This window comes from Nonomuraea rhodomycinica (genome assembly GCF_013363995.1).
GTDB classification, from domain to species: domain Bacteria; phylum Actinomycetota; class Actinomycetes; order Streptosporangiales; family Streptosporangiaceae; genus Nonomuraea; species Nonomuraea rhodomycinica.
Map to the genome: position 1 here is coordinate 41,501 of NZ_JABWGO010000018.1, position 13,066 is coordinate 54,566.

The 13,066-nt window shown below is 75.2% G+C and carries 10 protein-coding genes; 4 read left to right on the forward strand and 6 right to left on the reverse strand.

The features are described from left to right. Window positions 1–7: 7 nt before the first annotated feature. Genes HT134_RS42025 through HT134_RS42035 form a run of 3 tightly spaced genes read right to left on the reverse strand, consistent with a single transcriptional unit; the run spans window position 8 to window position 2,960 of the window. Window positions 8–427 carry a DUF6463 family protein gene (locus HT134_RS42025; protein ID WP_175606094.1) on the reverse strand — a complete coding sequence of 140 codons (420 nt, stop codon included), beginning with the start codon at window positions 425–427 and terminating at the stop codon, window positions 8–10. Beyond that, window positions 424–1,032 carry a DUF2867 domain-containing protein gene (locus HT134_RS42030; protein WP_175606095.1) on the reverse strand — a complete coding sequence of 203 codons (609 nt, stop codon included), beginning with the start codon at window positions 1,030–1,032 and terminating at the stop codon, window positions 424–426. Before HT134_RS42030 ends, HT134_RS42025 begins: the two co-directional genes overlap by 4 nt. Further along, entirely contained in the window at window positions 1,029–2,960 is a 1,932-nt protein-coding gene (locus HT134_RS42035; RefSeq protein WP_175606096.1) for a fumarylacetoacetate hydrolase family protein, read from the reverse strand. Before HT134_RS42035 ends, HT134_RS42030 begins: the two co-directional genes overlap by 4 nt. 92 nt (window positions 2,961–3,052) lie before the next feature. Here HT134_RS42035 and HT134_RS42040 point away from each other — a divergent pair, with 92 nt between their 5' ends. Then, window positions 3,053–3,625, forward strand: coding sequence for a TetR/AcrR family transcriptional regulator (locus HT134_RS42040; protein ID WP_175606097.1), 573 nt, complete (start codon window positions 3,053–3,055; stop codon window positions 3,623–3,625). 61 nt (window positions 3,626–3,686) lie between these two features. Here HT134_RS42040 and HT134_RS42045 read toward each other — a convergent pair whose 3' ends face one another. The 3 genes from HT134_RS42045 to HT134_RS42055 form a co-directional block, all read right to left on the reverse strand. Continuing rightward, complete coding sequence (locus HT134_RS42045; protein WP_175606098.1) at window positions 3,687–4,553, reverse strand: GNAT family N-acetyltransferase; 867 nt, start codon at window positions 4,551–4,553, stop codon at window positions 3,687–3,689. Window positions 4,554–4,621: 68 nt separating this feature from the next. Beyond that, a complete protein-coding gene (locus tag HT134_RS42050; RefSeq protein WP_175606099.1) occupies window positions 4,622–6,097 on the reverse strand; it encodes an FG-GAP-like repeat-containing protein in 1,476 nt (491 codons plus the stop codon). Between the two features lie 39 nt (window positions 6,098–6,136). Further along, window positions 6,137–7,495: an FAD-binding oxidoreductase gene (locus tag HT134_RS42055; protein ID WP_312888855.1), complete on the reverse strand. Its 1,359-nt coding sequence runs from the start codon at window positions 7,493–7,495 to the stop codon at window positions 6,137–6,139. A 189-nt stretch (window positions 7,496–7,684) separates the two neighbouring features. Between HT134_RS42055 and HT134_RS42060 the strand changes: the two genes are divergently transcribed. The 3 genes from HT134_RS42060 to mca all read left to right on the forward strand — a co-directional run bounded on the left by HT134_RS42060 (window position 7,685) and on the right by mca (window position 13,056). Further along, on the forward strand, window positions 7,685–10,993 hold the full coding sequence (locus HT134_RS42060; RefSeq protein ID WP_175606100.1) for an ATP-binding protein: 3,309 nt from the start codon (window positions 7,685–7,687) through the stop codon (window positions 10,991–10,993). 110 nt (window positions 10,994–11,103) lie between these two features. Continuing rightward, the gene (locus tag HT134_RS42065; protein WP_175606101.1) at window positions 11,104–12,093 is read left to right on the forward strand and encodes an LLM class flavin-dependent oxidoreductase; all 990 of its coding nucleotides are present in this window, start codon (window positions 11,104–11,106) and stop codon (window positions 12,091–12,093) included. A 90-nt stretch (window positions 12,094–12,183) separates the two neighbouring features. Then, the gene (gene mca, locus HT134_RS42070) at window positions 12,184–13,056 is read left to right on the forward strand and encodes a mycothiol conjugate amidase Mca (protein WP_175606102.1); all 873 of its coding nucleotides are present in this window, start codon (window positions 12,184–12,186) and stop codon (window positions 13,054–13,056) included. Window positions 13,057–13,066: the final 10 nt, after the last annotated feature.

A 13,066-nucleotide genomic window follows, 5' to 3' on the forward strand; every position in this document is an offset into this window, starting at 1 on the left:
GTCGCAGTCAGCGTAGAGCAGCCCGGTCCTTCGTCCGCGCGGCCAGGACGACGAGCAGCCCCGCGACGGTCCCGGCGAAGTACGGCGACGGCACCAGCAGGACGCCCCCCACCGCGCACCACGCCGCCAGGCCCCAGCCGATGCCGGCGGGCACGGCCACCCCGCGTCCCGCCAGCCGCCAGGTCAGGCACCCCAGGAGGACCAGAGGGACGGCGAAGCTGCCCGGGCCGGCCCAGAAGGTGAGCGCGTTGCGCAGGGAGCCGGCGGTCCCGGTGGACAGGTCGAGCGGGACGGCCGCCCACACCCCCCGATCCGCCCAGCCGGCGACGTCCGTCCAGGCGGTCATCGCCACCAGGGACAGGTGCCCGAGCCCCAGCACGACCATGATCCCGCTCGCCCAGCGCAGCAGCCGTCTCCCGGACTTCATCGTGAGGTCCCCTCTTCTCCGTCGTGGTGGCGCTCGCGCCAGGCCTGCTCCCATTGCCGGGTCAGGGCCGGGTAGACGACGAGGTGGCGGAACGGCGCGATGGCGGCCATGTAGAGCCGCCCGAACAGCCCGTTGGGCTTGACGAGCACGGTCATCCGCAGCTCGTGGTCGCCGTCCGCCCCCCGCACCCAGCCGAGATGCATCAGGGTGTGCACGGTCTTGTTCGCCAGCTCGCGGACGGCCTCCGTGTCGAGCTCGTAGACCGCCTTGAGCGGCATGTGCTCGTCGTCCGGGCCGCGAGGAGCGTCACGGAGGTCGTCCGGCAGGCGGTCGCGCAGCGAGGCGACCCGCCGGCCGACGCCCGACGACGGCTCGTCCCAGCCGAGCAGCGCGCCGAGCTTCCACCGGAGGTCGAACAGGAACCGCGCCGGCTGGGGTTGCCTCGCGAGCCGGCCGTGCTCGCGCAACGCCGCGAGCATGACCGGGAAGTCGTCGGGTCCGGCTCCGGGAGTGCGGAAGGACCACACGTCCTCCACCGCGAAGTCGCCGGCGAACTCGTGGACGCGCCAGGGCCGGGAGGTGTACGCGCTGTCCGGCAGCCTCATGACAGCGCCCTCTCCGCCATCATGGCCATCAGCGCCAGCTGTCCCTGCTCGGGTGTGCCGGTGGGGTCGAGCTCGCGGTAGCGGCGGTGCAGGTTGACCACGATCCGCTCGGAGTCCAGCCAGGTGGCGTACTCGCCGAGGTCCACGGCCCGCACCGCCTCGGCGAAGGACAGGCCGCGGGCGTGGGCGGCGTCGGCCTGCTCCACCACGTGCGCCAGGTAGCCGCGCACCGCGCGGATCCCGTCGGGGTCGGTGACCGGGCCGTGGCCGGGGACGATCGTCTCGGCGCCGGTGGCGATCATCGCGTCGCAGGCGGCGATCCAGTTGGCGATCGGGCCGCTCCACACGATCGGCGTGCAGCCGACGAACAGCAGGTCGCCCGCGAACAGCACGCCCGCGTCGGGCACGTGCACGACGGAGTCGGCGCCGGTGTGGGCGGGGCCGAGGTTCGTCACGCGCACCTCGCGACCGCCGACGTCCAGGACGAGCTCCCCGTCGTAGGTCAGGTCGGGCAGCCGCGGGTGGATGCCGCCGAAGTCGAAGGCGCCGAAACGCTCGCGGAAGTACGGCGTCACCGGCCCCAGGTCCATGACCTGGGCGGCGGCCATCAGCTCCGGGGGCAGCTCGTGCCGCATCTCCGCGCACGTCGCCTCGGCGGAGACGATCCGCACGTGCTCGCCCAGGAGCTGGTTGCCGTGGGTGTGGTCGCCGTTGGAGTGGGTGATGACGGCGTGGGTGAGCGGGTGGCGGTCGGTGACCGCGCGCATGGCGTCGAGCATCTCGGCCGTCAGCGGCAGGTCGAACAGGGTGTCGACCAGCAGGGAGGCGCCCTGTCCCGCGACCAGCCCGGCGTTGCTCCAGCCGTACCCGCCGTCGGGCAGCAGCCACGCCCACACGCCCGCGCCCACCTCGTGCAGCCCGCGCGTGTAGGGCAGCCTCGACGATGCGCGGTTGACGCGCGGGCGCGCGGGCCGCCGGTCCGGGTTGTGCCGGGGCGCCAGCCGGTACGGCGCGGCGGACGCGCGGACGCTCTGGCGCGTGCTGCCCAGCCCCTCGACGGTCAGCTCGACGACGTCCCCGTCGCGCAACCAGCCCGGGAAGGCGGCCGGCTCGGCGAGCGACAGGTGCTCGACGAGGCAGCAGCCGGGCACGGTGCCCGAGCCGAACACGTCACCGGGCACCAGGTCCACGCCGCGCGAGGCGTAGGAGACGACCTCGCCGAAGCTCCAGTCCATGGCGCCGGTGCTGCCCGTGCCGATGGTCCTGCCGTTGACGGTGGCCTCGACCCGCAGGGCGAGCAGGCCGTCGCGGCGGTAGGGCTCCAGCTCGTCGGGGGTCACCAGGAACGGGCCGAGCGTGGTCGCGCCGTCCTTGCCCTTGGCCTGGCCGATCGCCAGCGGCGCCTCGCGCAGTTGCAGGTCGCGCGCCGACCAGTCGTTGTAGACGGTGTAGCCGATGATGTGCCGCTCGGCCTGTTCCGGCGTGAGGTCCCGGCCGCCCGGTCCGATGACCGCGGCGATCTCCAGCTCGAAGTCGAACCAGGCGCTGCCGGGCGGGATCGGCACGTCGTCGTACGGGCCGACGACCGTCGAGGGGCAGGCGAAGTAGAAGGCCGGGATCTCGTACCAGGCGTCCTCCAGGGTGCGCGGCCGGCCGGCGGCCTGCCGGCAGTTGCGCATGTGGTCGAGGAAGCACAGGCAGTCGCGCACCGAGGGCGGGCGCGGGATCGGCGCGCGCAGCCTGGCCTCGGCCAGGGGCACCGTGTGCGCCCGCGACGCCAGGGCCTCCTCTCCCGCCGCCCGCAGCTCCTCGGCGCCCCGGCCGATGAGCTCGACCAGGCTGACGCCCGGCGCGACGGGGTGGATCCGGTCGTCGCCGATCACTCCGGCGCGGTCGCCGGTGTCCGTCGCGTAGGTCACCCACCGCATGACAACCTCCTTCGCAGTTCTATGTTGGCTAACACAGGCTATAGCTGACAGCATTTGCTCTGTCAGTCGGCATACCTGGTTTGATGGTCGGCATGGCCACGCGACGGATCCAGAGGACCGAGGAGAGCCGCCGGCTGCTGGTGACGGCCGCGGCCGAGCTCTTCGCCGAGAAGGGGTACCGGCAGACGAGCTTCATCGACATCGCCGAGCGGGCCGGCATCAGCCGCGGCTCCATCCCCTGGCACTTCGGCAACAAGCTCGGCCTGCTGGAGGCGGTCCTCGACGAGCGGGTCCACGGCATGCTGGCCGGCATCGCCGCGTCCGAGGGCGAGCGCCCCGGCGATCCGCTCGACCAGGTCATGGGCTTCATCCGCCTGCCGGTCACGCGCCTGTTCATCACGCTGCTGGCCGAGGCGGTGGAGGTGGACTCGCCGATCCGCGAGCACTACGCGCGGCTGCACGCGGCCCTACGTCAGGCGGTGCTGGCCCGGATACCGGCCCAGGCGCTCTCTCCGGGCACCACACCGGAGGCGTTCACGGTGCTGATGATCGGAGCCATCATCGGCGTTCACGTCCAGTGGCGGGTCGCGCCCGAGGCGGTGGACCTTGACGCCGTCCGGGACGCGATGCGCGCCCTGCTGCCCGCTGACCTCGGCCGGGCATGACGACGGCCGCACGCGCACGTCTGCGCCCGCTTTCGCACGCGCACCCCTCGCGTCGCCCCGTTCAGGCGTCCCGGTGTTTGTCGCGGACCTCGGGAAGCCGCCGGAAGCCGGCTGAGCCGTAGGTGGCGACGGCGCCGGCGTTGGAGCTCGGGGTGCAGACGATGGCGCTGGACGAGCCCAGCTCCCGCAGCGCGGCCGCCGCGGCGACGGTGATCGCCCTGCCGTGGCCGCGGCCGCGGTGCTCCCGGTGCACGCCCATCGGTTCGAGCAGCCCCGGCCTGCCCGGCCCGGCCGACCACACCGTCACCGCCGCCACCGCGGCGCCCCGCTCGTCGTGGGCGACCAGGCACCGGGCGTCGGCGTACGGCGTTCCGGCCGCCATCGCGCGCCAGCGCTCCTCCGTGAACGTCGAGCCGTCGAACGACGCCCGCTGCACGGCGGCCCGCACGTGCGCCCGCTCCGGCCCGATCACCTCGACCCGCATGCCCGGGTCCTCCACGGGCTCCGTGAGGTCGCGGCACAGCGGCGTCCACGCCTCGTCGTCGTCCCAGCCGTCCCCGGACAGCAGCTCCCGGATCAGCGCGGCCCTGGGCGCTTCGACGTTCGCCTTCCCCTCGTCCAGCACGCCGCGCCGCGGGTCGCTCACGTCCTCGGCCAGCCGCCGCGCCAGCTCCTCGTCCCGCTGAAGGTCCGGCGCGATCGCCAGCCGCAACAGCCCGGGACCGTCCAGCAGGCCGACGGCGACGATCCGGCCGTCCCGGCTCCACGTCCGGACCGCCGCGGCCGTCGCCGCCGCGCCGAACCGCCAGAACCAGCCCAGGTCGCCCGGATGCAGGTGCACGGGCGCCCCGTCGTGCTGCCATTCGCGCAGTACGCCGACAACCCTGCTCAGCCCGTCGACACGCGGCACACCCGACACGATCGCCATGGTCCCGATCACATACCACCGCGCCGGCGGCCCGCACCCGGTTTTCGCCGCCGGCGAGCCGCGCACGGTCAGGTCAGCGATCGGCCGAAATCGGAGCCCTCGCCGGGCGTGCCTGCCCCTTCGGGGCCGATGAGCAGCGGCTTCGTGGTGCGCACGCCCTCGCGCGAGGCTGCCAGCACGGCGACCAGAGGTTCGGTGCGGGTCGTGACCGCGAGGTCGGCTCTCCCGTCCTTGTCGAAGTCGGCCAGCCGCAACGAGGCCCCGAACCCCTGAACGTCACTCGCGAAGCCCGCGTCACCCGGCTTGAGCACCTGGGCACCGTCCCCCGGCAGCCCGCCCCGCCCCCCGTGGAGCAGGAAGACCGCGCCCTGCATCTCGAACTTGCCCGACGCGCCGACCGCCACGTCCGCGTACCCGTCGCCGTTGACGTCGCCGACGGCGAGATCCCCGCCGAACCCGTCGCCGTCCCCGGAGTCCTCGGGCACGCCGGAAGAGTTCTGGGAGATCAGCACCCCCTCGGCCGCCGGCCCCGAGGCCGATCCGCGGTGGAGGAAGATCTGGCCTCCGGCATCGTCGGCGTCGGCGTAGGCGTTGCCCGCGATCACGTCGCCGAAGCCGTCCCCGTCGACGTCTCCGACCGCCAGCGCCCCCACCCCCCACGCGTCGAACGTGGGGCCGGCCACGCCCTTCAGCCCGGCGGGCGACCCCCGGTGGACGGCTCCGGTGCCCTCGTCGGCCGGGTCGTCGTCGGAGAAGGCGACCACGAGGTCGTCGATCCTGTCACCGGTGACGTCGCCCGCGGCCAGCGCGTTGACGGCGCTGGTCCGCCGGACCATCCGGGGCCGCGGCGGCTGCCGCCGCATCCCGGCGCTCCCGTAGACGACCCATGCCCCCTCCACCGTCGTCACCCCCAGGTCCTGATGGCCGTCGCCGTTGAAGTCGCCCGCCGCCAGCAGCTCCCCGAACGTCGGGTCCTCGTGCGTGATCAGAACCGCCGACCGGGCCGACAGCCCGTCCCGGCCTCCGAAGACGATCGTCACGGCGACGGGCCCGTCGGAGCGTTCGGAACTCGCGCCGATGGCGAGGTCGGCGTATCCGTCGCCGTCGAAGTCGCCGCCGGCGGACGACGCGCCGAAGTTCTCCCCTTCGGTGAAGCCCCGCGGCAGGCCGCCCTGCCCGGGCCGGAGCACCGTCCGGCGACGCGGGTCGAGGCCCCGGGCCCCGCCGTACGAGACGACGACGTATCCGCCCCGCGTGGAGCGCCCCTCGTCCGGCGGCTCTCCGGGAGCGCCGATGGCGAGGTCGGCGTAGCCGTCACCGTTGTAGTCGCGGGCCTTCGCCGTGTCGCAGCCCGCGCGGCACGCCCCGCGCGTCGCGGGGGTCGCGGGCGTCGCAGACGTCGGGGACGTCGGAGACGTCGAGGGCGTCCGCGAAGGACCCGGCGCGGACGTGGGCGACGCCTGACGCGCCGGAGGCTCCGCGGTGCACGCGGCCAGGCACACCGCGAGGACGACGGCCGCGAACCCGCGCACGATCATCACCATGCCCCGCAGGATAGGACCAGCGGGCGCGGCGTGAGGCGGTCAGCCCAGAACCGGGAAGTTGCCGCGGAAGACCCCGTGCGGGTCGCGGCGGCGCTTGACGTCGCGCAGCCGCGCCAGCACGTCGCCCGGGAACGCCGCCGCCGCCTTCTCCCCGTGACCGAGCAGCGTGTACGGCTTGCGCCCGCTGGTGTGCGGGACCATCGCCCGGGACAGCGCCGCCTGCCGCTCCTTGACGGCGGCGGCGAGCTCGGGGGTGTCGGCGGGCCCGAGCATGCTCAGCGCGTACGGCTCGGCGAGGTGCCCGCAGGCGCCGCCGCCCGGGGCGGGACGGCTCAGCGCCCCGCCGAGATGCCGCACCTGCACGGCGGCCAGCGGGGCGACGGACCCGTCCGCCGCCGTGGCGAGCAGCGCGGCGGCGCAGGCGTCGTCGAGGTCGGTGACGAGCTCGGCGCGCAGCAGCCCGGCCTTGGGCTCGGTCGGCTCGGCGGCGATCGCGCCCAGGGCGTGCGCCGGCAGGCGGCCGCGCGTGTCGAGGAGCGGGGCCCCGGCCCGGTCGAGCGGGGCGAGCAGGTCCCGGCCCGCCGCCTCCTCGCCGAGGTACGCGGCGTGCACCGCCACCGCCGACAGCCCGCGCAGCGGTCCGGGCAGCTCGGGCAGCGGCGGGAAGCGCATGAGCGTGAACCACACGGTGAGCTCCTCGGGAGCCGTCGCCGTGATCTCACGGTAGGCGGCGAGGACCCGTTCGGCGCGGTCGACCGGCCAGACCATGGCCCCGCCGTACAGGTGCGGGGCCGGGACGAGCCCGATCTCCATCGCGGTCACCAGCGCGAAGTCGCCGCCCCCGCCGCGCAGCGCCCAGAACAGCTCCGGGTCGGACTCGGCGGTGATCCGCGCCTGGGCGCCGCCGGCGTCGACCACCTCGAAGGCGCGCACGGCGTCGGCGGCCATGCCGTACGAGCGGCCGAACCAGCTGATGCCGCCGCCGAGCGTGTAGCCGGTCACGCTCACCACCGGGGAGCTGCCGGCCAGGCCGGTCAGGCCGTGCTCGGCCGCCGCGGCCAGCAGCTCCCCCCACTGGACGCCGGCTTCGACGCGCGCCACCCGCCGCTCCGGCCGGATCTCCACGCCGCGCATCCGGCCGGTCCGGACGAGGATCTGCCCGTCGAGCCCGTCACCGGCGCCGTGACCGTACGGCTGGACGGCCACGCCCAGCCCGGCCAGTCTCGCGTAGCTGACCACCGCCGCCGCGTCGGCCGCGTCCCGCACCCGCACCACCGCGCTCACCCGCTGCTCGACGGCCCGGTTCCAGGGCAGCCGGGCGGCGTCGAAGCCGTCGTCGCCGGGCACGAGCACCTGCCCGCGTACCGCCCGCCGCAGACCCGTCGCGTGAGATGTCACTGTTCCTCCTGTTGTCGTCGCCGCTCCACGATGCGGCGCGGCACTTGGGGAGGAGCTGTCCGCGACTTGTCGGCGACCTGCCCCCTGCCGTGGTGGTGACCCGCCTCATTCCGGACAGACGGTTCGTTTCCTCTCGCGCCGGTGTCCCCTTACGCTGGTGCGCCGGACAGACGTGAGCGATGAGGAGCCATGGACTTTCGCCTGCTCGGCCCGCTGGAGGTCCTCGACGCGCACGGGCGGCCCGTCGAGCTCGGCACCCGGAAACAGCGTGCGGTGCTCGCGATGCTGGCGCTCGAACCGGGCCGGATCGTGTCGCTCGACCGGCTGATCGACGAGCTGTGGTCGGGCGAGCCGCCCTCCAGCGCCATGGGATCGCTCCAGGTCTACATCGCCAAGCTGCGCAAGGCGCTGGAGCCGGACCGGCCGCCCCGCACGCCGCCGGCGGTGCTGGTGACCCGCGAGCCCGGCTACCTGCTGTCCGTCGCACCGGGGCAGGTGGACCTCGTCCGGTTCAGCACGTGGGCCGAGGACGGCAGCCGGGCGCTCGGCCTCGGCGAGCACGCCATGGCGCTGCGCCATCTCGACCGGGCCCTGGCCGCCTGGCGCGGCGAGCCGCTCGCCGAGTTCGCCGGCCACGGGTTCGCCCGGCCGGTCGTGGCGCGCCTCGGCGAGCTGCGCGCCACGGCGATGGAGGACCGGTTCGAGGCGCGGCTGGCGCTCGGCGAGGGCGCGGCGTGCGTCCCCGACCTGGAGCGCCTGGTGGAGGCGCAGCCGTTCCGCGAACGGTCGTGGAGGCTGCTGGTGCTCGCCCTCTACCGCGCCGGGCGCCAGGCCGACGCGCTCGCGGCGCTGCGCAGGGTCCGGGCGCTGCTCGCCGACGAGCTCGGCCTCGAACCCGGCGACGCGCTGCGCACGCTGGAGCAGGCGGTGTTCGCCCAGTCCCCCGAGCTGGCCGCGGCCGTACCCGGACCGGCCCGGGTCGAGGTGCGCGAGCCGGCCCCCGCCCCGCCGCAGCCGGCGGACGGCCTCATCGCCCGCGAGGAGCCGCTGCGCCTCATCACGGAGCGCCTGGCGGCGACCCGGCGCGGCCGGGGCGGTGTCCTGCTGGTCACGGGCGATGCCGGCATCGGCAAGACCCGCCTCGCCCAGGCCGCGGCCGACGAGGCCGAGGCCCGCGGGCTGGCCACCGCGTGGGGGCGCTGCGCCGAGGACACCGGCGCGCCGGCGTTCTGGCCGTGGCTGCAGGTCCTGGGCGCCTTCGGGCAGGACACGACCGGCGCGCTGCGCCTGCTGAGCGGCGAGCCGGGCACCGGCGGCGGCGACCCCGACACGGCGCTGTTCGGGCTGCACGAGCGGGTCCTGCGGGAGCTGACCGCGTCCGGCGAACCCCGGCTGGTCGTGCTGGACGACCTGCACTGGGCCGACGCCTCGTCCCTGCGGCTGCTCGCCTTCCTGGCCGGGCACCTGCACCGCGCCCCGGTCCTCGTCCTGGCGACGCTGCGACCGGAGCCGGGAGGCGAGCCCGAGCAGCTGCGCGACACGCTCGGCCGGCTGGTCCGGGAGCCCGGCACCGACCGCCTGACGCCGGCGCCCTTCACCCGGGAGGAGGTCTCCGCCTACCTCGCCCGGCGCGAGCTCACCGACCCCGCGCTCGCCGCCGTGCTGCACGACAGGACCGGCGGCAACCCGTTCTTCCTGACCGAGCTGCTCCGCCTGCTGGACAGCGAGCACCGGCTGGACGCCGCGTCGCTGGGCGTCCCGGCCGGGGTGCGCGAGGTCATCGGGCGCCGGGTGGCGCGCCTGCCCGAGCCGACCCAGGACCTGCTGCGCTGTGCCGCCGTCCTCGGCCGCGAGGTGAGCTTCGACGCGCTGGCGGCGGTGGGCGCGCTGCCGCCCGAGGAGGTCATGGCGCTGCTCGAACCCGCCGTGGCCAGCGGACTGCTGGCCGAGCTGCCCGACGGCTTCGACTACCGCTTCTCCCACGCCCTGGTCAGGGACGCCCTGTACGCCGAGCTGGGCCGGCTCGGCAGGACCCGGCTGCACCTGCGGGCCGGCGAGGCGCTGGAGGCGTTCGCCGGCGTGGAGGCGTCCGTGCTGGCCCACCACTTCGGCGCGGCCTCCCGGACCGGCGGGGCGGCCAAGGCGGTCGGCCACGCGGTCCGGGCCGCGCGCCGATCGGCCGAGCGGCACGCCTACGACGAGGCGGTCGGCTTCTGGCGGCGCGCGCTCGACGCGCTGGACGTGCTGGAGGCGCTGGACGGGGCGGACCCGCGCCGCCGCCACGAGCTGCTCATCGGGCTCGGGCGGGCGCTGCGGGCCGTGGGCGACGTGGAAGGGGCGCGGACGGCGCTGGACGAGGCGATCCGGATCGCCGCCGATCTCGGTGACAGGGCGGCGCTGGTCTCGGCGATCGTCGTCTTCGGCGAGGTCGCGGTGTGGAACTGGCGCTCCTACGGTGAGTCCGACGAGCGCCTGGCGGCCCTGGTGGAGGGCCTGCTGGACGAGCCGCTCGACGACCGTGACCGCGCCGCGCTGCTCGGCACACTCGGCGTCGAGCTGTACTACACGGGCACGCGGCGGGCCGAGGGCGAGCGGCGGGCCGCCGAAGCCGTCGCCATCGCCCGCCGTGCCGGCGATCCCGCCCTGCTGACGCGGGTGCTGAACAACTACGTGATCGCCTCCTGGGTGCCCGAACGGGAGCGGGAGCGCAGGAGCGCCGCCGAGGAGATGCTGGCCGTGCCCGGCCTGCCGGCCGGCGCGGAGGTCGTGGCGCGGGTGTTCCGGATGGCGCACCTGCTGAGGGACGGTGAGCTGGGCGAGTGGGAGCGCGACCTCGCGCGCTGCGAACGCCTGCTGGGCGAGGTGCGCCGCCCCGAGCCGGAGGCGATGGTGCGCATCGCCGAGGCCGCCGGCCGCACCCTCCAGGGCCGGTGGGAGGAGGCCGAACGGCTCGCCGGGGAGTTCACCGCGCTGCTGGACGGCTCCAGCATGTGGGCGCCCGACTTCCCGGGCCTGATCACCCTGTTCACCTGCCGCTGGGCTCAGGGAAGGGCGGGCGAGCTCGCCGGCGGGCTGGTGTCGCGGGCGGGCCGTCCCGACATGGTGCCGCTGCGGCCCGTGGCGGTGCTGGCCGCGATCGAGGCGGACGGCCACGCGCCGGCGCGTGAGCTGGTCGCCCGCTGGGGGGCCGAGGTACGCCACGACTGGTCCACGGAGTTCCTGACCGTCGTGTGGGGGTACGTGGCCGCCCGGCTGGGCGTCCCGGATCCGGCGGACCTGTACGCCCGGCTCGCGCCGTACGCCGGGCGGCTGGTCGTCAGCGGCATGGGCGCGGCCGGGTGGGGCTCCATGCACCTGGTGCTGGCGGAGCTGGCCCGGGCCATGGGCGAGACGGAGCGGGCGCGCGCCCACGCCCGGCAGGCGCACGAGACGCACCTGCGCCACGGGCTGGAGCACTGGGCCGGCCGGAGCGGGCGGCTGCTCGCCGACCTGGGCTGACGCCTCCCGCCCGAAATATCCCTGGGCCCGCGGTGGTTGCACAGCGATGGTCGCGCAGCGGCGGCCGCACAGCCTGCCACGAACACGGACCGACGAAAGGCTTGTCCCCCATGGCTCTTCCCCTCTCCATCCTCGACCTGGCCCACATCGGTGAAGGGGAGACCGCGGCCGACAGCCTGAGCGCCAGCGTGGAGCTGGCCCAGCGCGCCGAGGAGTGGGGCTACCGGCGCGTCTGGTACGCCGAGCACCACAACATGCCGTCCATCGCGTCCTCGGCGACCAGCGTCCTCATCGCCCACGTCGCCGCGCACACCCGCACGATCCGGCTCGGCGCGGGCGGCGTCATGCTGCCCAACCACTCGCCGCTGACCATCGCCGAGCAGTACGGGACCCTCGAGACCCTGCACCCCGGCCGCATCGACCTCGGGCTCGGCCGGGCGCCCGGCAGCGACCAGAAGACCCTGCGGGCCCTGCGCCGCGCCCCGGCCTCCGCCGACGCCTTCCCGGAGGACGTCCTGGAGCTGCAGGGCTACCTGACCGGCCACTCCCGCATCCCGGGCGTGGACGCGACGCCGGGCAAGGGCACCGACGTGCCGCTGTACATCCTGGGCTCCTCGCTGTTCGGGGCCACGCTGGCCGCCGCGCTGGGGCTGCCGTACGCCTTCGCTTCGCACTTCGCGCCGGCCGCGCTGGAGGAGGCGGTCGCCGTGTACCGGCGCGAGTTCAAGCCGTCAGCGCAGCTGGAGCGGCCCTACGTGATCGCCGGCGTCAACGTCGTCGCGGCCGGCACCACGGAGGAGGCGCAGGAGCAGTTCCTGGCGGCCAAGCGCCTCAGGGCCGCCCGGTTCCTCACGCCCGGCCGCACCCTCACGGCGCAGGAGGCCGACGCCGTCCTCGACTCCCCCGCCGGGCGGCAGATCGCGCAGATGACCCAGTACTCCGCGGTCGGCGACCCGCAGGAGGTGGAGGACTACCTCGACCGGTTCGCCGGCCACGCCCAGGCGGACGAGCTGATCGTCGTCTCCGTGGCCCCCGACCGGAGGGCGTGGCTGCGCTCCCTGGAACTCCTGGCGAAGGTCCACGGCCTGCTCCCCGCCTGACGCCCTCCCCTGGTACGAGCACAAAATCGTGGTTGACATATTTTTAGGTCAGTCATATGTTTTGCGGCGTACCGGAGGAGAGGAGTCCGCATGAACCTGCGCGTCACCCCGGGCGAACCCCTTCGCCTGATGAGCGTGCACGCCCACCCCGACGACGAGTCGAGCAAGGGCGCCGCCACGCTGGCCAGGTACGCCGCCGAGGGCGTGGACGTCCTGGTCGTCACGTGCACCGGCGGCGAACGCGGCGACGTGCTCAACCCCGCCATGGACCGGCCCGGCGTGCGGGAGGACCTCGCCCGGATCCGCCGCGCCGAGATGGCCGCCGCCCGCCGGATCCTGGGCGTGCGGCAGGAGTTCCTGGGGTTCGTCGACTCCGGGCTGCCGGCGGACGGCGAGCCGCTGCCCGACGGCTGCTTCGCCCGGCAGCCGGTGGAGGAGGCGGCCGGCCGGCTGGTGGCCTCGATCCGCGCCTTCCGGCCGCACGTGGTCGTCACCTACGACGAGACCGGCGGCTACCCCCACCCCGACCACATCCAGACCCACCTGGTCACCGTGGCCGCCTTCGACGCGGCCGGCGACGCCGGCCGTCATCCCGAGGCGGGCCCGCCCTGGCGGCCGGCCAAGCTCTACTACCACGGCGCCCTGTCCAGGGCGTGGTTCCAGACCCTGCACGACGCCCTGATCGCGCGCGGCCTCGCATCGCCCATGCGGGAGGTGCTCGCGGAGTTCCCGGCCGACGCCCCCGCCCCCGAGTTCTCCACGCGCGTCTCCTGCGCGGACTACTTCCCGGTCAGGGACCGGGCGCTGCTCGCGCACGCCACCCAGGTCGACCCGGACGCCGGGTTCATGCTGCACGACCGCGACGTCGAACGCGAGGCGTGGCCCACCGAGGACTACTACCTGGCCCGCTCCCACGTGCCCGTCACGCTTCCCGAGGACGACCTCTTCGCCGGACTGAGGTGATCCGCGGAAG

Bases quoted from the DNA above. Each gene is read 5' to 3' on its own strand.
- HT134_RS42025 (WP_175606094.1), bottom strand. From the start codon at position 427: ATGAAGTCCGGGAGACGGCTGCTGCGCTGGGCGAGCGGGATCATGGTC.
- HT134_RS42030 (WP_175606095.1), bottom strand. From the start codon at position 1,032: ATGAGGCTGCCGGACAGCGCGTACACCTCCCGGCCCTGGCGCGTCCAC.
- HT134_RS42035 (WP_175606096.1), bottom strand. From the start codon at position 2,960: ATGCGGTGGGTGACCTACGCGACGGACACCGGCGACCGCGCCGGAGTG.
- HT134_RS42040 (WP_175606097.1), top strand. From the start codon at position 3,053: ATGGCCACGCGACGGATCCAGAGGACCGAGGAGAGCCGCCGGCTGCTG.
- HT134_RS42045 (WP_175606098.1), bottom strand. From the start codon at position 4,553: ATGGCGATCGTGTCGGGTGTGCCGCGTGTCGACGGGCTGAGCAGGGTT.
- HT134_RS42050 (WP_175606099.1), bottom strand. From the start codon at position 6,097: ATGGTGATGATCGTGCGCGGGTTCGCGGCCGTCGTCCTCGCGGTGTGC.
- HT134_RS42060 (WP_175606100.1), top strand. From the start codon at position 7,685: ATGGACTTTCGCCTGCTCGGCCCGCTGGAGGTCCTCGACGCGCACGGG.
- HT134_RS42065 (WP_175606101.1), top strand. From the start codon at position 11,104: ATGGCTCTTCCCCTCTCCATCCTCGACCTGGCCCACATCGGTGAAGGG.
- mca (WP_175606102.1), top strand. From the start codon at position 12,184: ATGAACCTGCGCGTCACCCCGGGCGAACCCCTTCGCCTGATGAGCGTG.